At 68.4% G+C, this 22,113-nt stretch carries 20 protein-coding genes; 2 read left to right on the forward strand and 18 right to left on the reverse strand.

Going from position 1 to position 22,113, the window contains the following annotated elements:
• Positions 1-106: 106 nt before the first annotated feature.
• Positions 107-757 carry a hypothetical protein gene (locus tag BM362_RS01035; RefSeq protein WP_093571916.1) on the forward strand — a complete coding sequence of 217 codons (651 nt, stop codon included), beginning with the start codon at positions 107-109 and terminating at the stop codon, positions 755-757.
• 463 nt (positions 758-1,220) lie between these two features.
• Here the strand turns inward: BM362_RS01035 and nuoN are convergent, their stop codons facing one another.
• The 17 genes from nuoN to BM362_RS01120 all read right to left on the reverse strand — a co-directional run bounded on the left by nuoN (position 1,221) and on the right by BM362_RS01120 (position 20,455).
• The gene (nuoN, locus tag BM362_RS01040; RefSeq protein ID WP_202507003.1) at positions 1,221-2,792 is read right to left on the reverse strand and encodes an NADH-quinone oxidoreductase subunit NuoN; all 1,572 of its coding nucleotides are present in this window, start codon (positions 2,790-2,792) and stop codon (positions 1,221-1,223) included.
• A gap of 12 nt (positions 2,793-2,804) precedes the next feature.
• Entirely contained in the window at positions 2,805-4,397 is a 1,593-nt protein-coding gene (locus BM362_RS01045) for a complex I subunit 4 family protein (protein WP_067590198.1), read from the reverse strand.
• Between the two features lies 1 nt (position 4,398).
• A complete protein-coding gene (gene nuoL, locus BM362_RS01050) occupies positions 4,399-6,306 on the reverse strand; it encodes an NADH-quinone oxidoreductase subunit L (RefSeq protein WP_093571917.1) in 1,908 nt (635 codons plus the stop codon).
• 12 nt (positions 6,307-6,318) lie between these two features.
• Complete coding sequence (gene nuoK, locus BM362_RS01055; protein WP_033291119.1) at positions 6,319-6,618, reverse strand: NADH-quinone oxidoreductase subunit NuoK; 300 nt, start codon at positions 6,616-6,618, stop codon at positions 6,319-6,321.
• The gene (locus BM362_RS01060) at positions 6,615-7,493 is read right to left on the reverse strand and encodes an NADH-quinone oxidoreductase subunit J (RefSeq protein WP_067590192.1); all 879 of its coding nucleotides are present in this window, start codon (positions 7,491-7,493) and stop codon (positions 6,615-6,617) included. Before BM362_RS01060 ends, nuoK begins: the two co-directional genes overlap by 4 nt.
• The gene (gene nuoI, locus BM362_RS01065) at positions 7,490-8,035 is read right to left on the reverse strand and encodes an NADH-quinone oxidoreductase subunit NuoI (RefSeq protein ID WP_067590189.1); all 546 of its coding nucleotides are present in this window, start codon (positions 8,033-8,035) and stop codon (positions 7,490-7,492) included. Before nuoI ends, BM362_RS01060 begins: the two co-directional genes overlap by 4 nt.
• On the reverse strand, positions 8,022-9,368 hold the full coding sequence (gene nuoH / locus BM362_RS01070; protein ID WP_067590187.1) for an NADH-quinone oxidoreductase subunit NuoH: 1,347 nt from the start codon (positions 9,366-9,368) through the stop codon (positions 8,022-8,024). Before nuoH ends, nuoI begins: the two co-directional genes overlap by 14 nt.
• Positions 9,365-11,827 (reverse strand): NADH-quinone oxidoreductase subunit G, encoded by a 2,463-nt coding sequence (locus BM362_RS01075; protein ID WP_067590184.1) that lies wholly within the window; start codon positions 11,825-11,827, stop codon positions 9,365-9,367. The genes nuoH and BM362_RS01075 overlap by 4 nt, the downstream gene beginning before the upstream one ends.
• Positions 11,824-13,104, reverse strand: a complete 1,281-nt coding sequence (gene nuoF / locus BM362_RS01080) for an NADH-quinone oxidoreductase subunit NuoF (protein WP_067590181.1) — start codon at positions 13,102-13,104, stop codon at positions 11,824-11,826. Before nuoF ends, BM362_RS01075 begins: the two co-directional genes overlap by 4 nt.
• Positions 13,104-13,967, reverse strand: a complete 864-nt coding sequence (gene nuoE, locus BM362_RS01085) for an NADH-quinone oxidoreductase subunit NuoE (RefSeq protein WP_093571918.1) — start codon at positions 13,965-13,967, stop codon at positions 13,104-13,106. Before nuoE ends, nuoF begins: the two co-directional genes overlap by 1 nt.
• Positions 13,964-15,295, reverse strand: coding sequence for an NADH-quinone oxidoreductase subunit D (locus BM362_RS01090; RefSeq protein ID WP_093571919.1), 1,332 nt, complete (start codon positions 15,293-15,295; stop codon positions 13,964-13,966). Before BM362_RS01090 ends, nuoE begins: the two co-directional genes overlap by 4 nt.
• 134 nt (positions 15,296-15,429) lie before the next feature.
• Entirely contained in the window at positions 15,430-16,191 is a 762-nt protein-coding gene (locus tag BM362_RS01095; protein ID WP_067590172.1) for an NADH-quinone oxidoreductase subunit C, read from the reverse strand.
• Positions 16,192-16,197: 6 nt separating this feature from the next.
• Positions 16,198-16,746 carry a NuoB/complex I 20 kDa subunit family protein gene (locus BM362_RS01100; protein ID WP_009072052.1) on the reverse strand — a complete coding sequence of 183 codons (549 nt, stop codon included), beginning with the start codon at positions 16,744-16,746 and terminating at the stop codon, positions 16,198-16,200.
• 4 nt (positions 16,747-16,750) lie between these two features.
• Positions 16,751-17,161, reverse strand: coding sequence for an NADH-quinone oxidoreductase subunit A (locus BM362_RS01105; RefSeq protein ID WP_037818926.1), 411 nt, complete (start codon positions 17,159-17,161; stop codon positions 16,751-16,753).
• 579 nt (positions 17,162-17,740) lie between these two features.
• Positions 17,741-19,033, reverse strand: a complete 1,293-nt coding sequence (locus tag BM362_RS01110; protein ID WP_167545175.1) for a geranylgeranyl reductase family protein — start codon at positions 19,031-19,033, stop codon at positions 17,741-17,743.
• A gap of 65 nt (positions 19,034-19,098) precedes the next feature.
• Complete coding sequence (locus tag BM362_RS01115; RefSeq protein WP_067590167.1) at positions 19,099-19,788, reverse strand: demethylmenaquinone methyltransferase; 690 nt, start codon at positions 19,786-19,788, stop codon at positions 19,099-19,101.
• 10 nt (positions 19,789-19,798) lie between these two features.
• Positions 19,799-20,455 (reverse strand): DUF4386 domain-containing protein, encoded by a 657-nt coding sequence (locus BM362_RS01120; RefSeq protein ID WP_067590164.1) that lies wholly within the window; start codon positions 20,453-20,455, stop codon positions 19,799-19,801.
• Between the two features lie 81 nt (positions 20,456-20,536).
• On the opposite strand from BM362_RS01120, the gene BM362_RS01125 reads away from it, so the two are divergent.
• On the forward strand, positions 20,537-20,995 hold the full coding sequence (locus tag BM362_RS01125; protein WP_167545176.1) for a MarR family winged helix-turn-helix transcriptional regulator: 459 nt from the start codon (positions 20,537-20,539) through the stop codon (positions 20,993-20,995).
• Between the two features lie 11 nt (positions 20,996-21,006).
• On the opposite strand, the gene BM362_RS01130 is transcribed toward BM362_RS01125, so the two are convergent.
• Complete coding sequence (locus BM362_RS01130; RefSeq protein WP_093571921.1) at positions 21,007-22,110, reverse strand: glycosyltransferase; 1,104 nt, start codon at positions 22,108-22,110, stop codon at positions 21,007-21,009.
• Positions 22,111-22,113 lie beyond the last annotated feature (3 nt).

The following is a 22,113-nucleotide window of genomic DNA, read 5'->3' on the forward strand; positions in this document are numbered from 1 at the left end:
GGTTGATCCGCGATCCCGGACGGGTGATCGCCGCCCGAGGACGCAACAGGCGATTCGGACCTGCGGATAGTCCTGGGGAGGCAGCATCAGCAGCGAGGAGACGACCATGATCATCAAGCGCACCGCACTGGCCGGCGCAGCCCTGGCCACCGCCGGTTTGCTCGCCGCTGCCGGGACCGCCGCCGCGGACACCCCGGCCGGAGTCGCCGACATCGGCAACGCGAACTTCACGAAGGCCGGAGCCACGATCTCCATCCCGACGCAAGCTCCGTGCGCGGTAGAAGGCCTGACGAGCGCCTCCGCGACCGCGGCATCCCAACCCGGCGTCCGCTTCGGCGGCGGCACGTCGTCCTGCACGACAGAGGTCACCGACCCGGCGAACGACGTCACCACCACGACGTCGACTGCCACCGGCAACAACTTCGAGCTGTCAGCCCTGGTTAGCTCCGGCGGCAAACGCATCCGCATCTCGTCGTACACGGTGACCTGCAAGGCGACCCAGAGCGGCACCAACGCCAACTGGACCCTGAGCGGCCTCAGCGGAATCAGCGGCCTGCCTTCACCGATCCCCGCGAACTACACCAAGCCGCTGACGAAATCGGACGGAACGCTGCTGGCGAATGCGGTCTTCAACAGCCAAACGCTCCCCGGCGACGGCAGCATGACCCTGACGATGCTGCGCATCGACTTCGCCCCCGCGTCGGGCGCTTCGGGTTCGGTCACTGTCGGCCACACCGCCTGCGCCCCAACGCCCTGAAGTACGTGAGGGTTCCCCTCACGACCCGCCACCGTCCGGGAAGGGCCCCTTCACAGCCTTAGATTCCCTCAAGGGCCCTTCACGAACCTCGGCATCTCCCCCGCGGGCCGTCGGCAGGTGGCGAAACCCCTGCGGGCGCAATTGGCGAGGTACGCGCGGAGTCGTTCCTGGCCGATGGCCGCAGTCCGCCCACAGCCCCGCGGCCCGGCCGGTGCTACGCATCGCCGCACACAACAGACCTCACAGGGGCGCTAACCCCGACCGCAGCCAATGCACCCATCCCACCCAGTCAGCCACACTCCCCCGCACCCCGATACGAAGCCAAAACGCGGACGGCGGGTGCTTGTCAAGGCATCTTTCCCGCCTTGACAAGCACCCGCCGTCCGTCGTCGCACTCAACTTCGGGGTGCCCACGCACCCACCGAGGCGCAATGTCGCCGCCAGGCGACGAGCCGCCGCCCGATCAGGAAGCGAACCCTCCAGCCCCAGCCCAATCCAACGCAAAGGCAGGCAGAACCCCGAGCACCAAAGTCACCACAACACCCAACGTAATAGCCGCAGTGGTAAACCCGCCCGGCACAGTCACGGTAGGACCATCAGCAGCAGGCTCCGAGAAATACATCAACACGATGACCCGCAGATAGAAGAACGCAGCCACCGCACTGAACACCAGCGCGACAACCACCAACGGCGCCATCCCATCCGACAACGCCGCCGAGAACACCACGAACTTCCCGACAAACCCGCTGGTCAACGGAATCCCCGCCAACGCAAGCAAGAGGAATGTAAACACCCCGGCCAGCAACGGCGACCGCTTAGCCAGCCCAGCCCAAGCGGACAGATGCGTAGCCTCCCCGCTGGAGTCGCGAACCAGGGAAACCACGCCAAATGCAGCCAGCGTAGTGAACCCATAAGCCAGCAGATAGAACAGCGTGCTGGACAACCCATCCTCGGTCATCGCAATCGCACCCACGAGCAAGAACCCGGCGTGCGCCACAGACGAGTAAGCAATCATCCGCTTAACATCCGTCTGCGTCAGCCCGAGAATCGCTCCGAGCGCCATCGAAATAATGGCCACGGCCCACATAACCCCGCGCCATTCCCAGCTGGTCGAGGAAAACCCGACGCTGAGCACCCGCAGAATCGCCCCGAACGCGGCGACCTTCGTGCAGGCAGCCATAAACCCGGTAACCGGAGTAGGCGCGCCCTGGTAGACGTCCGGCGTCCAAGTGTGGAACGGCCCCACCGACCCCTTGAACAGCAGACCCACCACGAGCAAGCCGAGACCAGCGAACAGCAACGTGTCCGACCGGTCCGACCCGGCAGCGGCATGCGCGATGTCAGCCAGCTTCACCGAGTCCGCGTACCCGTACAGCAACGCCAGCCCGTAGAGGAAGAACGCCGAAGAGAACGCCCCCAACAGGAAGTACTTCACCGCGGCTTCCTGCGAAATCAGCCGACGCCGCCGGGCCAGCCCGCACATCAGATACAACGGCAGCGAAAGCACTTCCAACGCGATGAACATCGTCAAAAGATCATTCGCCGCGCAGAACGTCATCATCCCGCCGAGCGCGAACAGCGTCAGCGGAAACACCTCGGTCTGCGACGTCGTAGCCGCACCGGCCTGCGCGCGGTCCTGGACCGTGCCCGGCCGGATCGCCGCCTGGGCCACGAACGCGCCGCCCGCCTCGACCTTCCGGTCCGCGATCAAGAACACCGCGCCGAGGCCGAGCAACAGCAATGTGCCCCACAGGAACAGCGACGGCCGGTCGACCGAAATCGAGCCGGAGAAGGTCGTCGTACCGGCCTTCGACGAAGAAGAACCAGTCGCGTACAGGATCAGCGAAACCCCTGCGGCGAGGATCGCGACGAGGGAGATCGTGACCTGGATCCCCCACCGCGTCGCCTTCGGCGCGAACGCTTCCACCAGCACGCCGATGCACGCGACGCCGAAGACGATCAGCATCGGCAGCACGGCCGCGTAGTCGACCGAAGGCACTTCCAGCGGTGCTGCCGGCGCTTGCGCCAGGAACATGTCGAGCACGGTTTACTTGCCTCCCTGCACGGCAGACAGCGTCGCCTGCACCGACGGGGTGATCGTGTCGAGCATCGGCTTGGGATAGAAACCCAGTCCGATGATCAGGATGACCATGGGCGCGAGGATCGCGATCTCGCGTTTGCCCAGGTCCGTAATGGCCTTGCGAGCGCCGAGTTCCGGCGCGATCGCGGTGCCCGGTCCCCCTCCACCGCCCTCAACGGAGGCGCGAAGCGCCACTGGTTCACGAAGGCCCACCAGGGCATCACCGCGAACCGGGCCTTGCATGATCCGCTGGTACAGCCACAGCACGTAAGCCGCGGCGAGCACCATGCCCACGGTCGCGATGATCGTGTACACCGGCTGGTCCACAAAGGACCCCAGCAGCACGAGGAACTCGCTGACGAACGAGTTGGTTCCCGGCAGCGACAGTGCGGAAAGCCCGGCCAGCAACAGCATTCCGCCGAGCAGCGGGGTCACCTTCGCCATGCCGCCGTAGTCCGAGATCCGGCTCGACCCGCCGCGCATCACGATCAGGCCGATCACCACGATCAGCATCCCGGTCGAGAGGCTGTGGTTCAGCATGTACGACACCGAGCCGACCATCGCCTGCTCGTTGAAGGTGAAGATGCCCAGCGCGATGAACCCGAAGTGGGCGATCGACACGTAGGCGATGAACCGCTTCATGTCCCGCTGCCCCGCAGCGAGGATCGAGCCGTACAGCACACCGATCACCGACAGGATCAGCACCAGCGGAGCAAGCGCCTTGCTGCCCTCCGGGAACATCGGCAGGCAGTACCGCAGGAAGCCGAAGGTGCCGACCTTGTCCAGCACGCCGACCAGCAGCACCGCGACCCCGATCGGAGCCTGGCCCGCGGCGTCCGGCAGCCAGGTGTGGAACGGGACCAGCGGAGCCTTGATCGCGAACGCGAGGAAGAAGCCGAGGAACAGCCAGATCTGCGTGCCGGTCGGCGCGTCGCGCACCACCGTCACCAGCGTGGCCCAGTCGAACGTGCCCTTGCCGCCGAGCTTGTCCGAGGCCAGCGAGTACGCCCCGATCGCCGAGGCCAGCATGATCAGGCCGCCGAGGAACGAGTACAGGAAGAACTTCACCGCCGCGTACTGCCGCCTTCGCCCGCCGTAGCCGCCGATCAGGAAGTACATCGGGATCAGCATGATCTCGAACAGCACGTAGAAGAGGAACACGTCGGTCGCCGCGAAGACGCCGATCGTGATCGCCTCCTGCAGCAGGATCAGCGACAGGAACCCGCCCGCGCTGCGGCCCGCGGGCAGTTTGTCGGTGAGCCCGAGCGCGCCGACGACGATCGGCACCAGGAGTGCGATCACCGCGATCATGATGAGCGAGATGCCGTCGGTGCCGAACGAGAGGTGGATGCCGAAGTTCGGGATCCAGTCCATCGTGGTGGCCTGCTGGATGCGCTCGCCCGAGGGCGAGTAGCTCGCCCAGAACGGGATGATCAGCAGGAACTCCACAATGGACACGGCGAGCGCCGTGGCGACCGCGGCCCGGTCGTTCCCCTTGAGGAACGCCAGCACCAGCGAGCCGGCCAGCGGCAGCAGGATGAGCGCCAGAAGCCAAGTCATGTCAGGAGAACCTCACCAGCAGAAGGGCCGCGAGAAGCAGGAACGTGCCGCCGAGCATGGACAGTGCGTAGGACCGCACGAATCCGGTCTGCATCCGGCGCAACCGCCCGGACCCGCCGCCGAGTGCTGCGGCCAGGCCATTCACCGCGCCGTCGACGCCGCGGTTGTCCACGTACACCAGCGCCCGCGCCAGCCAGGTGCCCGGACGGGCGACCAGGGTTTCGTTGAGCGCGTTGCCGTACAGGTCCTTGCGCGCCGCGCGGACCGGCCAGGCCACCCGCTCTGGGCGTTCGACCGGAACGCCGCGCGAAGGCCGGAACAGCCAGACCGCCAGCAGCACGCCGAGCGCGGCCAGCACCAGCGTCGCCGCCGGGACCGTCCACGACGGAATCGGGGTGTGCTCGGCCTCCGCGTGCTCGCCGACCACCGGGGCCAGCCAGTTCACGAACCGGTTGCCCAGCGCGAAGAACGCACCGGCACCGACCGAGCCGACCGCCAGGATCGCCATCGGGATCCACATGATCGGCTTGGACTCGTGCGGGTGGAAGTCGCGCCCGTCGGTGCTCTTGATGTCCTTCCAGCGCGCCTTGCCGAAGAAGGTCATCATCATCAACCGCGTCATGTAGAACGCGGTGAGCCCGGCGCCGAGCACCGTCGCGAGGCCGAAAGCCCAGCCGCGCCAGCCTTCCTGGCCGAACGCCGCCTCGATGATCGCGTCCTTGGTGTAGTACCCGGTGAGGAACGGGAAGCCGATGATCGCCAGGTAGCCGAGGCCGAAGGTGACGAAGGTGATCGGCATCTTCTTGGCCAGCCCGCCGAACTTGCGCATGTCGACCTCGTCGTTCATGCCGTGCATGACCGAACCGGCCCCGAGGAACAGCCCGGCCTTGAAGAAGCCGTGCGCCACCAGGTGCATGATGCCGAGCGCGTAGATGCCCGGCCCGAGGCCGACCGCCAGCATCATGTAGCCGATCTGGCTGACCGTCGAGTACGCGAGCACCTTCTTGATGTCGTCGTAGGCACAGCCGACGATGCACCCGAGCAGCAGCGTGACCGCGCCGACGAGCGTGACGACCAGCCGTCCGTCCGGCGTCGCGGTGAAGATGACGTTGGAGCGGGCCACCAGGTACACGCCCGCGGTGACCATCGTCGCCGCGTGGATGAGCGCCGACACCGGGGTCGGGCCTTCCATCGCGTCCGGAAGCCACGCCTGCAGCGGGAACTGACCGGACTTACCGCAGGCGCCCAGCAGCAGCAGGATCGCGATGGCGGTGATCGCGCCCGGCGGGATCTTGCCCTGCGCGACGCCCTCGAAGACCTGCGCGTAGCCGGTCGACCCGACGTACTTGAACATCAGGAAGATCGCCAGTGCGAGCCCGACGTCGCCGACGCGGTTCATCAGGAACGCCTTCTTCGCCGCGGTCGCCGCGGACGGGCGGTTCTGATACCAGCCGATCAGCAGGTACGAGGCGAGACCCACGCCCTCCCAGCCGAGGTACAGCGTCACGAAGCTGTTGCCCAGCACCAGGATCAGCATCGAAGCGACGAACAGGTTCAGGTACGCGAAGAAGCGGTACCGGCCCTCGTCGTCTTCCATGTAGCCGATCGAATAGAAGTGGATCAGCATGCCGACGCCGGTGATCAGCAGCACGAACGTCAGCGACAGCGCGTCGATGCGCAGCCCGAAGTCCACTTGCAGCTGGGTCACCGGGATCCAGGAGTAGACCTTGGTGTCGGTGACCGAGTGGCTGTCGGTGGAGAAGAACAGGATCACGGCGTACACAAAGGCGAGCGTGACGGTGGCACTGCCGAGCAGGTGCCCCCACGCTTTCGCGCGTTTTCCGGATAGCAGCAGAACCAGGGCGCCGAGGGCGGGAAGGGCCACCAGCAGCCACGATGATGCGGTCACTCGGTCGTCTCCCTAGTACTTCAGCAGGTTCGTGTCGTCGACCGAAGCCGAGCGGCGAGTCCGGAAGATGGCCATGATGATCGCCAGCCCCACCACGACTTCGGCGGCCGCGACCACCATCACGAAGAACGCCATCACCTGCCCGTGCAGCCCGCCGTTGATGCGGGCGAAGGTGACCAGGGTCAGGTTCACCGCGTTCAGCATCAGCTCGATGCACATGAACACGACGATCGCGTTGCGGCGGACCAGCACGCCCACCGCGCCGATGCAGAACAGCAGCGCGGACAGCAGCAGGTAGTAGCTCGGGGTCACTTTCCTTCCCCTTCTTCTTCCTCGGCGGGCTCGGCCTTTTCCGTGCCGCCGACCAGTGCGTGCGCGTCGGGCTTGGGGCCCTCGCCGGAGATGAGCTTGCGCTCGCGCATGAGCCGGATCGCCGAGGTGGATTCGATGATCTCCGACAGCGACTCCGGCGCGACCGAACCGTCCGGCAGCAGCGCCGGGGTCGACACCGAGCTGGCGGTGGCGAACACGCCGGGGCCGGGCAGCGGCGACGGGCGGTCGTGCTCGCCGCGGAAGCGCAGCTTGACCAGTTCGCGCTGGGAGAGCTTGGTCTTGCCGCTGCGGCCGGTGAAGGCCAGCACCATCGCGCCGAGCGCGGCGGTGATCAGCAGCGCCGAGGTCAGCTCGAACGGGAACAGGTACTGGGTGAAGATCAGCCTGCCGAGACCGCCGGGGCCGCCGCCGGTCTGCTGGTACGGGTCGAGCGGCTGGGCCGGGGTCACGTTCACCATCGCGCGGAACACGCCCGCGGCGATCAGCGCGGCGAGCCCGATGCCGAGCACCCCCGCGGCGAGCCGCTGCCCGCGCAGCACCTCGACCACCGAGTCCGAGCTGTCCCGGCCGACCAGCATCAGCACGAACAGGAACAGCATCATGATCGCGCCGGTGTAGACGATGATCTGGGTGAACCCGAGGAACGGCGCGGACTGCGTCATGTACAGCGCGCCGAGCGTCAGCATCGTGAGCACCAGCCACAGCGCCGAGTGCACGGCGTTGCGGGAGAAGATCATCCCGAGCGCGCCCAGCAGCGAGAGCGGGCCGAGGATCCAGAACGCGATGGCCTCGCCGGTCGTCACGGACGCTTCGACGCCGGACGCCGGGGCCTGCGCGAGAAGGGCGGCGATCACTTCTTCGCCTCCTGCTGCTGCGCGTTCGCGGCCAGCTCAGGACCGTTCACGTAGTAGTCCTGCTCGTTGTCGCCGAGCCGCATCGGGTGCGGCGGCTGCTCCATGCCCGGCAGCAGCGGGGCGAGCAGGTCTTCCTTGGTGTAGATGAGCCGCTGCCGGTCGTCGTCGGCCATCTCGTAGAAGTTGGTCATGGTGAGCGACCGGGTCGGGCACGCCTCGATGCACAGGCCGCAGCCGATGCAGCGCAGGTAGTTGATCTGGTAGTCCGCGCCGTAGCGCTCGCCGGGCGAGTACCGCGCCTCTTCGGTGTTGTCGCCGCCCTCGACGAAGATCGCGTCCGCCGGGCACGCCCACGCGCACAGCTCGCAGCCGACGCACTTCTCCAGCCCGTCCGGATGCCGGTTGAGCTGGTGGCGGCCGTGGTAGCGCGGTGCGGCCGGGGCGCCCGCCTCGGGGTACTCCTCGGTCGCGACCTTCTTGAACATCATCCCGAAGGTGACGCCGAATCCCTTGATGGGATTGAGGAAGTCAGTTGCCGCCATCTTCCGTTCCTTCCTGTGCGGCCGCCGCGGTGACGCCGGCCGGCTTGCGCCGCGCGGCCTTCGCCTCCGCCTTGGCCAGCGCCTTCTGCCGCGGCGTCGCGTCCGGGACCCGCAGGTCGAGCGGCGGCAGCGGGGAGCCGCTTCCGGCCAGGTCCACGTAGTCCGATTCGGGCAGCTTCTTGTCCGGCAGCGCGAGGCTCAGCAGCACGAGCACCACCAGCACGACGCCGACGCCGATGAGGATCTGCGGCCAGCTCCACTGGACCGTCTTGATCGCGACCACGACCACGATCCACACCAGGTTGACCGGGACCAGGACCTTCCAGCCCAGCCGCATGAACTGGTCATACCGCAGCCGCGGCAGCGTGCCGCGCAGCCAGATGAAGCCGAACAGCAGGATGAACGTCTTGGCGAAGAACCAGAGGATCGGCCACCAGTTCTGGTTCAGCGCGGAATCGTCGCCGACGAACGGGAACCGCCAGCCGCCGAGGAACAGCGTGGTGCAGAACGCGGAGACGATCACCATGTTGACGTACTCGGCGAGGAAGAACATCGCGAACTTCATCGAGCTGTACTCGGTGTGGAACCCGCCGACCAGCTCGGATTCGGCCTCCGGAAGGTCGAACGGCGCGCGGTTCGTCTCGCCGACCATCGAGATCACATAGATCACGAAGCTCGGGATGAGCATGTAGAAGTACCAGCCGTGCGCCTGCGCCTGCACGATCTCCGACGTCTGCAGCGAACCGGAGTACAGGATCACCGCGACGATCGACAGGCCCATCGCGATCTCGTAGGAGATCACCTGTGCCGCCGAGCGCATGCCGCCGAAGAGCGGGTACGGCGAACCGGAAGCCCAGCCCGCCAGCACGATGCCGTACACACCGACCGACGAGCAGGCGAGGATCACCAGTACGCCGACCGGGAGGTCCATCAGCTGCAGCACTGTGCGGTGCCCGAAGATCGACACGACCGGACCGAACGGGATGGCCGACAGCGCGATCAGCGCGGGGACCGCGGACAGCACCGGCGCGAGGAAGTACACCTTGCGGTCGGCGGTGTCCGGGATGATCTGCTCCTTGAACGGGAGCTTGATCGCGTCGGCGAGCGACTGCAGGTAGCCGCCGGGGCCGACCCGGTTGGGGCCGGGCCGGTTCTGCATCCGGCCGATCGCCTTGCGCTCCCACACGATCAGGAAGATCGTCAGGACCGGCCCGATCAGCAGGACCACGACCGCCTTGATCAGGACGAGCCACCAGGGGTCCTCGGCGATCAGCCGGGCCCGTTCGGCGGCGTCCGGATATTCGGCGAGGAACTGCGTGAGCTGCGGGCTCACTGGTCACCTCCGGAGATCTGCACGAGCGCGCCGTGTCCGGCGGCGAGTGCGGCGCGGACGGCCGAGCCGTCGGAGTTGCCGGGCAGCCACACGACGCCGTCCGGCAGGTCGGCGACCTCGACCGGCAGGGTGATCGACCCGCGCTCGTTCGACACCCGGACCGTCCCGCCGAGTCCTTCGGCGGTCTTCGCCGAAAGCCGCGCGACCGGCGGCCGCTGGGTGCCCTTGAGGTGCGGTTCGTCGTCCTGCAGCGAGCCGTTGTCGATCAGCTGCCGCCAGGTGGCGAGCACTGCCTTGCCGTTCGGGACCGGGGCCGCGGCGGCGGCCACCGACGGCGCGGCGGCCGTGGGGGCGACCGGCGCGAGCTTCGCGAAGTCGCCCGCGGCGGCGGCCGGGGTCTGGGTGAACAGGTCGGCGTCCATTTCGACGGCCAGGGTGTCGAGCACCCGGCCGTCGGAAAGGGAGCCGGTGCCCTCCAACGTCGCGGCGAAGTCGCGGCGGCGGCCCTCCCAGTTGAGGTAGCTGCCGGACTTCTCGACCGCCGGGGCGATCGGCAGGACCACGTCGGCCCGTTCGGTGACCTCGCTGGCGCGCAGTTCCAGGCTGACCACGAACCCGGCGTTGTCCAGCGCGCGGCGGGCCAGGTCCGGGTCGGGCAGGTCGTTCGGGTCCACGCCGCCGACCACCAGCGCGTCCAGCTGTCCGCCGGAAGCGGCCTGGAGGATGCCGGTGACGTCGCGGCCCGGTTCGGCCGGAAGCTCGGCGCCCCACTGCTTGCCGACCTCGGCGCGGGCCGCCTCGTCGGCGGTCGAGCGGCCGCCGGGAAGAAGCGTGGGCACACAACCGGTTTCGAGCGCACCCCGGTCGCCCGCGCGGCGCGGGATCCATGCCAGCCGGGCTCCGGTGCGAGCGGTCAGCCGCAGCAGCGCGGAGAACAGGCCGGGGACTTCCGCGGCCCGCTCGCCGACCAGGATCACCGCGCCCTCGCCGCTGAGCGCCGCGTCGACGTCGGCCGCGTGCTGCGCGATGCCGTCCACCGCGGCCGCTTCGCCGCCGGGAACGCAGGCCAGCAGTTCGCCGAAGGTCTTGCGCACCGAGGAGGTCGTCCACTGTCCCAAGTGGACGACGCGCGTGCGGTTCTTGCGGGCCGCCTTGCGCAGCCGCAGGAACACGATCGGCGCTTCGTCCTCGGGCTCGAACGCCACGCACAGCACCGTTTTGGCCCGCTCGATCTCGCCGAACGTCACACCGGTTTCCGGCGTGCTGCCCACGACCGTCGAACCGAGGAACGCCAGCTCCTCGTCCGAGTGCGCGCGGGTGCGGAAGTCGATGTCGTTGGTGCGCAGGGCGATCCGGGCGAACTTCGAGTACGCGTAGGCGTCCTCGACAGTCAACCGGCCGCCGGTGAGCACCGCGGCGCCCTTGCCCTCGCGGGCCTTCAGCAGCCCGGCCGAGGCAGTCCGGAGCGCGTCGGTCCAGGACGCTTCTTCCAGTTCGCCGTTCTCGTTGCGGACGAGCGGCCGGCGGATCCGGTCACCGGCCTGCACGTAGCGGAACGCGAACCGGCCCTTGTCGCACAGCCACTCCTCGTTCACCTCCGGGTCGTCGCCGGCCAGCTTGCGCTGGACCTTGCCGCGCCGGAAGTCGGTGCGCTCGGCGCAACCGGACGAGCAGTGCTCGCACACGCTCGGCGAAGACACGAGGTCGAACGGCCGCGACCGGAACCGGTACGCCGCGCTGGTGAGCGCGCCGACCGGGCAGATCTGGATCACGTTGCCGGAGAAGTAGCTCTGGAACGGTTCGCCACCGGTGGTGCGCGAGGCGAGGTCCAGCACGTCGGCGGTTTCCGCGGTGCCGATCTGCTGGTGCGCGCCGCGTTCGAGCAGCGCGATGAACGGGTCGCCGGCGACCTGGTCGGAGAACCGGGTGCAGCGCTGGCACAGCACGCAGCGTTCCCGGTCGAGCAGCACCTGCGACGAGATCGGCAGCGGCTTCGGGAACGTGCGCTTGGTGTCCACGAACCGCGATTCCGCGCGGCCGTGCGCGAGCGCCTGGTTCTGCAGCGGGCATTCGCCGCCCTTGTCGCAGATCGGGCAGTCCAGCGGATGGTTGATCAGCAGCAGCTCCATCACGCCCTGCTGCGCCTTGTCCGCGACCGGCGAGGTGAGCTGCGTCTTGACCACCATGCCGTCGGCAACGGTCATCGTGCACGAGGCCTGCGGCTTCGGCATCGGACGGCCGCCCATTTCGACCTCGACCAGGCACTGGCGGCAGGCGCCTGCCGGGTCGAGCAGCGGATGGTCGCAGAACCGCGGGATGCTCGTGCCGAGCCGCTCGGCGGTGCGGATCAGCAGCTCGCCCTTGGGCGCGATGACCTCTTCGCCGTCGATGGTCAGCTTGACGTGCCCTTCGGGGACCGGAGTCTCCGTGGTTTCGGGCTTGTCGGGGGCGATCGTCATGCCTGCGCTCCCACCAATTCGCGCTTGTTGCTCTCACACAGAGCCAGGAACTCGTCCCGGAAGTACTTGATGCCGCTCTGGATCGGCGACACCGCGCCGTCGCCGAGCGCGCAGAACGAGCGGCCGAAGATGTTGTCGCACACGTCGAGGAGGGTGTCGATGTCCTCCTCGGTGCCGTGGCCGGAGACCATCCGCTCCAGGATCTGCGCCAGCCAGTACGTGCCCTCGCGGCACGGCGTGCACTTGCCGCAGGACTCGTGCTCGTAGAACTGCGTCCACTTCATGACCGCCCACGGCACGGACACGGTCTCGTTGAAGACCTGCACCGCGGTGGTGCCGAGCATCGAACCGGCCTCGGCCGCGCCCTCGAAGTCGAGCGGGACGTCGAGGTGCTCGGCGGTGAACATCGGCGTCGACGAACCGCCCGGCGTCCAGAACTTGAGCGGGATGCCGTCCTTCATGCCGCCGGCCAGCTCCAGCAGCTCGCGCAGCGTGGTGCCGAGCGGGCATTCGTACTGGCCGGGCTTCTCGACGTGACCGGAGATCGAGTAGATCTTCGGGCCGGGCGACTTCTCGCGGCCCATCTCGCGGAACCACGCCGAACCGGCGTTGATGATGTACGACGCGGACGCGATGGTCTCGACGTTGTTCACCGTCGTCGGCGCGGCATACAGGCCGGCGGCCGCGGGGAACGGCGGCTTGAGCCGGGGCTGCCCGCGACGGCCTTCGAGCGAGTCCAGCAGCGCGGTCTCCTCGCCGCAGATGTACGCGCCGGCCCCGGCGTGCACAGTCAGCTCAAGGTCCCAGCCGGTGCCGAAGATGTTCTTGCCGAGGTAGCCCTTCGCGTACGCCTCGCGCGCGGCCGCGTTGAGCCGGCGGATGCAGTGCAGCGCCTCGCCCCGGACGTAGATGAAGCAGTGGTGCGACCGCATCGCGTACGAGGCGATGATGCAACCCTCGATCAGCGAATGCGGGTCCGCCATCATCAGCGGAATGTCCTTGCAGGTACCCGGTTCGCCCTCGTCGGCGTTGATCACCAGGTAGTGCGGCTTGTCCTCGTTCGGCGGCATGAACGACCACTTCACGCCCGCCGGGAACCCGGCGCCGCCGCGGCCGCGCAGGCCGGAGTCCTTGACCACCTGTACGAGCTGCTCGGGCGTGGCGGCCAGCGCCTTGCGAGCGGCGGTGTAGCCCTCAAGCGCCTCGTAGGTTTCGATGCGCCAGGATTCCGGGGACAGCCAGCGCTTCGTGAGGACCGGAGTGATGGGATCGGCCATTACTTCTTCTCCACTTCTGGAAGCGGAACGTCCTGCGCGCCCGGTGCGGTCCAGCCGCGGTCGGCGGCGAGCTGCGCGCCGCGCAAAGTCTCGACCGCTTGCGACGGACCGTCCACGGCACTGCGGTAAGCCGCCTCGTCCTCAGGCCAGAACCCGGCGAGCTGCCGCTCCGCGCCCTTGAAGTCGGTCAGCGCCGCACCGCGCGTCGGAGCGGGCTTCTTGCCTGCCTGCAACGCGTCCACGAGTGCGACCGCCTGCTCCGGCGTCTGGTTGTCGAAGTACTCGTAGTTCACCTGGATGACCGGACCGAGGTCGCAGGCCGCGAGACATTCCGCGTGCTCCAGGGTGACCGAGCCGGCCTCGCCCGGCGTGCCCGCGGTTTCCTCGTGCCCCAGCGGCTTTTCCTCGGAACCGAGATGCGTCTGGAGCTTCTGGTAGATGTCGTCGCCACCCAGCGCCGCGCACAGCGTGTTGGTGCAGACGCTCACCAGATGCTCGCCGCACGGACGGCGCTTGTACATGGTGTAGAACGTCGCGACCGCGCTGACCTCGGCGTCGGTCAGGTCGAGATGCCGCGCGCAGAAGGCGATGCCTTCCTGGCTCACGTAGCCCTGCACCGACTGCACCAGGTGCAGCATCGGCAGCAGCGCCGAACGCGACATCGGGTACCGGGCGATGATTTCCTTCGCCTCGCGGTGCGTGTCGGCGTCGAACACGTCCACCGCCGGTGTGTCGGCGAGAAGGTCCTCGGCCAGCGACGGGTCGGGCGCGATCGCGGCGACATCGGTGTCGGCTCCCGCGGCCGCGTACGTCTTCGTCGCGTCGCGCGGCCCCGGCTCCGGGACTGCGGTCGGGTTCGTCATCGGTCAACTCCCCCCAGAACCGGGTCGATCGAGGCGATCACGACGACCAGGTCGGCGACCAGGCCGCCTTCGGCCATCGCGGGCATCGCCTGCATGTTCACGAAACTCGGCTCCCGCAGGTGCACCCGCAGCGGACGGGTGCCGCCGTCGGACACCAGGTGCGCGCCGAGTTCGCCGCGCGGCGATTCGACCGGCGCGTAGACCTGGCCCGGCGGCACGTGGAAGCCCTCGGTGACGAGCTTGAAGTGGTGGATCAGGGATTCCATCGACTGGCCCATGATCTTCTTGACGTGGCCGAGCGAGTTGCCCATGCCGTCGCTGCCGATGGACAGCTGCGCGGGCCAGGCGATCTTCTTGTCCTCCACCATGACCGGGCCCGGCTCGGCCATCTTCGCGACCTGCTTCATGATCCGCAGGCTCTGGTGGATTTCCTCCAGCCGCAGCAGGTACCGCGCCCAGCTGTCCGCGTCGGTCGAGGTCGGCACGTCGAACTCGAGTTCGTCGTAGCGCGAGTAGGGCTCGGTCTTGCGCAGGTCCCACGGCAGGCCCGCGGCGCGCAGCACCGGGCCGGTGATGCCGAGTTCGAGGCACGCGTCCAGCGGCAGCACGCCGACGTCCTTGAGCCGGTTCCGCCAGATCGGCTGACCGGTGAACATCTTGTCGTACAGCGGAAGCCGCTTGTCCATGAGCTTGCAGAAGTCGAGGACCTTTTCCGTCCAGTCCTCGGGGAAGTCCTGGGCGAGCCCGCCGGGCCGGATGAACGCGTGGTTCATCCGCAGGCCGGTCAGGTACTCCAGCAGGTGCATGGCTTCTTCGCGCTCGCGGAAGCCCAGCGTCATCGCGGTGGTGGCGCCGAGGTCCATGCCGCCGGTCGCGATGAACACCAGGTGCGAGGTGATCCGGTTCAGTTCGAGAAGAAGCACGCGCAGCAGTTCCGCACGCGGCGGGGCCTTGATGCCCAGCAGTTTCTCGACGCCGAGGCAGTAGCACATCTCGTTCGACAGCGGGGCGAGGTAGTCCGCGCGGGTCACGAAGGTGACGCCCTGGGTCCAGTTGCGGAACTCCGCGCTCTTCTCGATGCCGGTGTGCAGGTAACCGACGACCGCGCGCAGCTGCGTGACCGTTTCGCCTTCCATCTCCAGCACGAGCCGGAGCACGCCGTGCGTGGACGGGTGCTGCGGGCCCATGTTGATGACCATGCGGTCGTCGTGCTGGGCGTCGCCGAGAACTTCGTCCCAGTCCCCGCCGGAGACGTGGTAGACGGGGCCTTCGGTGGTGTCCCGGACTTCCGCGTACTCGGCTTCCGTCGTTTCTTCGTTGATGGTCACGAGTGCGACCTCCGCTGGTGTCGACAGGGTCGGGATTTCCGCGCCCGACGTGGCAGATCACGGCTCATGAGTAGGACCTTCGCTGGTGTGTCGACAGGGTCGGGATTTCCGCGCCCGACCTGGCAGATCACGGCTCATGAGTAGGACCTTCGCTGGTCCGGCGGCGGGATTTCCGCGCCCTTGTATTCGACCGGGATCCCGCCGAGCGGGTAGTCCTTGCGCTGGGGGTGGCCGTCCCAGTCGTCCGGCATGAAGATGCGGGTCAGCCCGGGGTGGCCGTCGAAGATGATGCCGAACATGTCGTAGGCCTCGCGCTCGTGCCAGTCCGCGGTCGGGTAGACCGGGACCAGCGACGGGACGTGCAGGTCGTCCATGTCCATGGTGACTTCGAGCCGGATCCGGCGGCGGTAGGTCATCGACAGGAAGTCATAGACCGTGTGCATTCGCTGCGGGACGTCCACGCCGTAGTCGACGCCGGTGACCGCCACCAGCATTTCGAAGCGCAGGCCTGGGTCGTTGCGCAGCACTGTGGCGATGGCGGCGAGGTGCTCGCGGCTGACGTAGAAGGTGATCTCGCCGCGGTCCACGGTGGTCTGGAGGACCGCCGACGCCGGGATCTTGTTGTCCGCCAAGGCGGCCATGAACTCGTCGGCGAACTCGTCGAACCAGCCGCCGTACGGGCGCTCCGCGGGCGGCGGGCTGTAGGCGGGCAGCCGCAGGCCGCCGTAACCGGAGGTGTCCCCGCTGCCGCGGACACCGAACATGCCCTTGCGCTCGCGGCCGGCGACGACCGGTTCGGCCGCGCCGGGGCCGTGCGCTTCGAGTCCTGCTTCGGGCCGCTCCGCGCTGGACTGCGGGCCGCCGGTCTCGGGAGTCTCTTCGGGGTTCTCAGGCACCGGTGCTCACTTCTTCGCGTACTTGATCGAGGACGGGATCAGCTCGGTACGGGCCCCGCTGGCCGCGCGGATCGCGGCGCGGCGGGCGTTGATCGGCTCGTCCTGGATCTTGGCGTGCAGCTTGAGGATCGCGTCGAGCAGCATTTCCGGCCGCGGCGGGCAGCCCGGCAGGTACATGTCGACCGGGACGATGTGGTCGACGCCCTGCACCACGGCGTAGTTGTTGAACATGCCGCCGGACGAGGCGCAGACGCCCATCGAGAGGACCCACTTGGGCTCGGCCATCTGGTCGTAGATCTGGCGCAGGACCGGGGCCATCTTCTGGGTCACCCGGCCGGCCACGATCATCAGGTCGGCCTGCCGCGGCGTCGCGGAGAACCGCTCCATGCCGAAGCGTGCGATGTCGTAGCGCGAACCGCCGACCGACATCATCTCGAACGCGCAGCAGGCGAGCCCGAAGGTGGCGGGCCACAGCGAGTTCTTGCGTGCCCAGTTGACCAGCCCCTCAAGGCTGGCCAGCAGGATGCCGTTGGGGAGTTTTTCTTCGAGGCCCATGGGTTCAGTTCCAATCCAGGCCGCCGCGCCGCCACACGTAGGCGTACGCGAACCCGACCGTCACGATGAACAGCACGATCTCCACCAGGCCGAAGACACCGAGAGCGTTGGCGTTCACCGCGAACGGGTAGAGGAACACCATCTCGATGTCGAACAGGATGAAGAGCATGGCCGTGATGTAGTAGGCCACCGGCATCCGGCCGCCGCCGACCAGCGGCTGCGGCGACGGTTCGATACCGCACTCGTAGGCAGCGGTCTTCGCGCGGTTGTACCGCTTCGGCCCGACGAGCGGACCCAGCAGCACGGAGAACACGGCGAACCCCGCCGCGAGCACGAAGAGCAGAACGAGCGGCAGATACACGTTGAGTCCGGGCGCCGCCGGTCCGGGATCGGCCTGCGCCAGCACGGGCACCATCAGCACGGGGTCTTCGCCATCCTTTCCGCGCCGCTGCGGGTTGTTCTCGGGTGGTGGTCCGAGTTCTCGGTTGCGCACCCTAAGGGAGCTGGGTCACACCGCCGAGGGTCAGGGCGCCCTTACGGCCCGTGGCCGGACCACGGCCTGCTTGTGAAATAGTTCACAAGCCACTCCTCGCGGTTGTGAAGCGATTCACAAAGCATGGGGGGAGTGTAGGACGTGAGTCACACTCTTGTCCCGAGGGGTTGCGGACTAAGGCGGACCTAACTCGACCGGACGGTGCTCGGAGCCCACCCCTGCCCGCGATGGCGAGACCAGCGGTAAAGGTCAATTCAAGAACCGCGCCGAGCACGAGGTCCGACTCGATCTTGTGACGTATCACACTGACCGGCCGGACAACCGATTGCTCCACCCGGGTAACCACACCGGCCTCCCGCGGCCGATGCACCCGGCGATCGAGGCGCCCAGTCCCTCCCCCGCACCCCGATACGAAGCCTCCCTGCCCGTCCGCACAATCAACCTTCGGGGTGCCCACGAAGACCGGGCCAATGTCACCCCCCAGGCGACGAGCCCCCCGACTCAGCGCGGACTGGGCGTAACCCGGGCCAAAGCCGCGATCAACCGATCCACCCCGTCGCCGCCGCGGGCGTCGTAACACCCGGAAAGCCCCTTGTACACCAAGGGAAGGATCTTGTTGACCCGCAACCCGTACTTGGTCGCCGCGTGCATGATCTTCGGCTTGCCGATCAGCTTCGCGAACACGTTCCCCAGCCGGTAGTACCCGCCCATCAGCTCGCCGACCGCGCGCGGATACCCCTCCAGCGCACGTTCCCGCGACGGGCCTTCCGGCCGAGCCAGCGCCTGCACCACAGCCTCGGCCGCGAGCTGCGCCGACTCCATCGCCGCGGAAATGCCCTCGCCGTTGAACGGGCTCACCATCCCGCCCGCGTCACCGAGCAGCAGCAGGCCGTCGCGGTAGTGCGGCGTCCGGTTGAACCCCATCGGCAACCCGGCCCCGCCGACCTTGCCGATCGCGTTTTCCTCGCGGTAGCCCCATTCCTCGGGCGTGCCGTCGAGCCACTGGCGCAGCAGCGCGCGGTAGTCGGTGTTGCGGAAGGAGGCAGACGTCGACAGCATCCCCAGCCCGACGTTGACCGTCCCGTCGCCGAGCGGGAACGCCCAGCCATAGCCAGGCAGCAGCTTCGGGTCCCGCGGATCGGACCGGTCCCACAGCTCAAGATGACCCTCGATGAACGGATCATCGTGCTTGGGGCTCTTGTAGTACCGCCGAACCGCGACCCCCATCGGCCGCTTCTCGTTCTTGTCGATGCCGACGCTCAACGCGAGCCGAGCCGACACCCCATCGCAGGCCAGCACCAGCGGCGCCCGGTAGGTGACCGGCGTCTTCTCCGGACCGACCTTCGCTTCCACCCCGACGACCCGGCCGGACGCATTCGTGATCGCCCCGGTGACCGTGGTCCGCTCGTACAACCGGGCCCCAGCCTTCACCGCGGTCTTCGCCAGCAGGTCATCGAAGTCCTGCCGAGTACGAGACACCCCGTACGGCGGGTAGTCAGTGAGATCCGGCCAATCGAACTCAAGCGTCAGATCACCGGTGAGAATCCGCAGCCCCCGGCTACGCACCCAGCCCGCTTCCTCGCTGGTGTCGAGACCAAGATCGATCAACTGCTTCACACCGCGGGGCGTGAGCCCGTCCCCGCACACCTTCTCGCGCGGAAAGACGGTCTTCTCCAGCAGCAGCACGTCCACCCCGGCCCGGGCGAGGTAGGTGGCCACCGTCGAACCAGCCGGTCCCGCCCCGACCACGATCACTTCGGCGTCGTGGTCCGGGTTGCGGCGCGAGGTCGTCATACACCCGAAAATACAGCGTGGCGCGGCCACACCCGTTGAGGGCGGGGAAGGGCAGGAGGGCGGGGTCAGGCGGGCTTGCGCGCGCGGTGGATCGCGACGACGCCGAAGGTGAGGTTCAGCCACTCCACCTCGGTCCATCCGGCACTCGCGATGATCTCGCCGAGCCCGCGCTGATCGGGCCAGGCGAGCATCGATTCGGCCAGGTAGGAGTAGGCCTCGGGGTTGGTCGAGGACCGGCTGCCGACCCAGGTCAGCAGCTTGAGGATGAACCGCCGGTAGACGAACCGGATCGGGGCGAAGGTGGGCGTCGACACCTCGCAGATCACCAGCCGGCCGCCCGGTTTGACCACCCGCAGGATCTCGGCGAGCGCGCCCTTGGTGTCGACGAAGTTCCGCAGCGCGAGGGAGATGGTGACGGCGTCGAAGCTGTTGTCGGCGAACGGCAGGCGCATCGCGTCCGCGGCGATCATCGGCACCTTCCGGTGCAGCCCCGCCTTGAGCATCCCGACCGAGAAGTCGGCGGCGAGGCACCAGGCTCCGCCGCGCGCGTACTCGACGGTGGACACCCCGGTGCCCGCCGCCAGGTCGAGCACCTTCTCCCCCGGTTTGGCGTCCAGCACGCGCGCGGTGGCGGTGCGCCAGCGCCGGTCGAACCCGAACGTCATGAACGAGTTCGCCCGGTCGTAACCGGACGCGACGCCGTCGAACATCGCGGCGACATCGCGGGGATCCTTGTCCAGGCTGGCTCGGGGCATAGGTCCGAGATTAGTCCGTCCGTGCCGCGCGGTCGCGCGGGAGCAGGACGCTGGCGGCGACCAGCCAGGCGAGCCCGCCGAACCGGCCGACCGGGATCAGCGGGTACAGCGCGGGGGTCAGCAGCGACAGCGAGGCGAGCACCGCGGCCGCGGCGACCACCAGCCCGGCGACCGACATCCAGCGCGGCAGCAGGTTCAGAAACAGCGCGGGCACCGCGATCCCGGCGATCAGCAACGCCAGCGGCACCACGAAGCCGGGCCCGCCGGCAGCGAACGCGAGGCTGGTCAACGCCCGCGCCACCGCGGGTGTCTCGCTGGACTGCGCGGCGGTCCAGGTGATCAGACCGCTCATCGCGAGCGCGGCCGCGGACAGCACGCCCCCGGTCAGCCCGATCACCGCACCCGGTGCCGCGACCCCGATCCGCCGCTGTCTGCGGTAGGCCGTCGCCGCCCAGACCGCCAACGGAACCGAGGCGCCGAACACCGCGAACGCGAGCAACTGCACGACGCCGTGGTTGCCGCCGAGATACGCGGCGACCTCAGCCGCGCTGGAATCCGGACGCGTCCCCGCCGCCCCGAGCACCGCCGAGGCGACGGTCAGCACCCCGAACGCCAAGGCCGGTGCCAGCAACGGCGGGCCGCCCTGCTGTCGAGTCCTGGTCGTCATGGCAAACCTCCAGGTCAATTAGTTTCACTAATAGAACGATTACACTGGTGTAATCGATTGTCAAGCGATACGGTTCAGGGCATGCAAGGACCTCCGCAGTTCGGCAGCGCCTTCCTGCTGGCCCAGCTGGGCGCACACGCGACCCAGCGCTTCGCCGAACGCGTCGCGGACCTGGGCCTGACCCCGCCCCAGACCGGCCTGCTCCGGGCGATCGCGCGGCGGCCCGGCGAGAGCCAGCAGGTGCTGGCCGCGGAACTGGGCACGCCGCCGACCCGGCTGGTCGCCCTCGTCGACGGCCTGGAACAGCAGGGGCTGATCGAGCGCCGCCGCAATCCGCAGGACCGCCGCCTCTACGCGGTTTTCCTGAGCGACAAAGGCCAGGAAACGATGGCCGAACTAGCCAAGGCCGCGACAGCACACGAAAACGAGCTGATGTCCGCACTGTCCACAGAGGAACGCGCCGTGCTGCGCGACCTGCTGGCCCGCGTCGCCGCCGGCCACGACCTCAGGCCCGGCGTCCACCCCGGCTACCGCACCTGACCCTCCCGCAGTCAGCCGAGGGCGGCGAGCATTCCCCGCACCGAGGCCGGCCAGGCGAACTCCTCGGCCCGCGCCCGAGCAGCCGCCCGCCGGATCTCCTCGGGACTGTCCAGCAATCCGGTCACCGCGCTGGCGAACGCGGGCGCGTGATCCTCGACCGCCGCCCCGCACCCGGGTCGCACGATCTCCCGCAACGCCGACGACGCCGAAACCACCACCGGCGTCCCGGAAGCGAGCGCCTCCAACGCCGCCAGCCCGAACGTCTCGTGCGGTCCCGGAGCGAGCGAAACATCCGCGCTGGCCAGCAATCGAGCCACCTCGCCTCGCCCGGCCAAGAAGCCGAGGAACGTCACCGGCAACCCCCGGGCCCGCCGTTCCAGCGCCCGCCGCCGAGGCCCGTCGCCCGCGATCACCAACCGCACGCGAGCCCCGGACTCCGTCAGCTCAGCGACCGTATCCACGCTCCGCTCAACGTGTTTCTCCGGCGACAACCGCCCACAATGGACAATCAACGCGTCAGCGCCACCAGCCAACGCCGAGCGCCACCCGGAATCCCGCATCGACGGCGCGAACGTCGCCAGATCCACTCCCAACGGCACTCGCCGGACGTTAGGCGCGGCAATCCGCTCGAACTCCGCGTGCGCGAACGCCGTAGTGCACACCACCGTGTCGTACGACGCCGCCATCCGCCGGTTGGCGGCGTCCGCGACGTGCCGGGCCATCGCCCCGGGCAGCAAAAACTGCTCCAGCAACCGGTCCAGCCGCTCGTGCGAAATGACCATGCTGGGCACGCCATTCCGCCGCGCCCAAACACCCATCCCCCGCAAGGTCAGCCGGTCGGACACCTCCAGCCGGTCCGGCTCCAGCCGCCGCAACACCGCACGGACCCGCTGCGGATCGACCGCGCGATACCCGCCGGTGCCGGGAATTCGCAAGGCGGGCAACGAATACCGGCACACACCCGTGGGCAGGCTTTCCACCGCGTACCGCCGCCCCGGTACGACCAGCGTCACCCGATGCCCGCTGGCGACGTACCCCGCGCCAAGGTGGTTCAGCGCGGTCCGCAGTCCGCCGGACCGCGGTCCGTAGAAGTTCGCCAGCTGGACGATGTGCATGGC

Source organism: Amycolatopsis rubida (assembly GCF_900115345.1).
Classification (GTDB): domain Bacteria; phylum Actinomycetota; class Actinomycetes; order Mycobacteriales; family Pseudonocardiaceae; genus Amycolatopsis; species Amycolatopsis rubida.

Coding starts and splice junctions, on each gene's coding strand:
- BM362_RS01035 (WP_093571916.1), top strand. CDS start 107: ATGATCATCAAGCGCACCGCACTGGCCGGCGCAGCCCTGGCCACCGCC.
- nuoN (WP_202507003.1), bottom strand. CDS start 2,792: ATGTTCCTGGCGCAAGCGCCGGCAGCACCGCTGGAAGTGCCTTCGGTC.
- nuoF (WP_067590181.1), bottom strand. CDS start 13,104: ATGGCCGATCCCATCACTCCGGTCCTCACGAAGCGCTGGCTGTCCCCG.
- BM362_RS01110 (WP_167545175.1), bottom strand. CDS start 19,033: ATGACGACCTCGCGCCGCAACCCGGACCACGACGCCGAAGTGATCGTG.
- BM362_RS01075 (WP_067590184.1), bottom strand. CDS start 11,827: ATGACGATCGCCCCCGACAAGCCCGAAACCACGGAGACTCCGGTCCCC.
- BM362_RS01115 (WP_067590167.1), bottom strand. CDS start 19,788: ATGCCCCGAGCCAGCCTGGACAAGGATCCCCGCGATGTCGCCGCGATG.
- BM362_RS01045 (WP_067590198.1), bottom strand. CDS start 4,397: ATGACTTGGCTTCTGGCGCTCATCCTGCTGCCGCTGGCCGGCTCGCTG.
- BM362_RS01105 (WP_037818926.1), bottom strand. CDS start 17,161: ATGGTGCCCGTGCTGGCGCAGGCCGATCCCGGACCGGCGGCGCCCGGA.
- BM362_RS01125 (WP_167545176.1), top strand. CDS start 20,537: ATGCAAGGACCTCCGCAGTTCGGCAGCGCCTTCCTGCTGGCCCAGCTG.
- nuoE (WP_093571918.1), bottom strand. CDS start 13,967: ATGACGAACCCGACCGCAGTCCCGGAGCCGGGGCCGCGCGACGCGACG.
- nuoI (WP_067590189.1), bottom strand. CDS start 8,035: ATGGCGGCAACTGACTTCCTCAATCCCATCAAGGGATTCGGCGTCACC.
- BM362_RS01120 (WP_067590164.1), bottom strand. CDS start 20,455: ATGACGACCAGGACTCGACAGCAGGGCGGCCCGCCGTTGCTGGCACCG.
- BM362_RS01130 (WP_093571921.1), bottom strand. CDS start 22,110: ATGCACATCGTCCAGCTGGCGAACTTCTACGGACCGCGGTCCGGCGGA.
- BM362_RS01100 (WP_009072052.1), bottom strand. CDS start 16,746: ATGGGCCTCGAAGAAAAACTCCCCAACGGCATCCTGCTGGCCAGCCTT.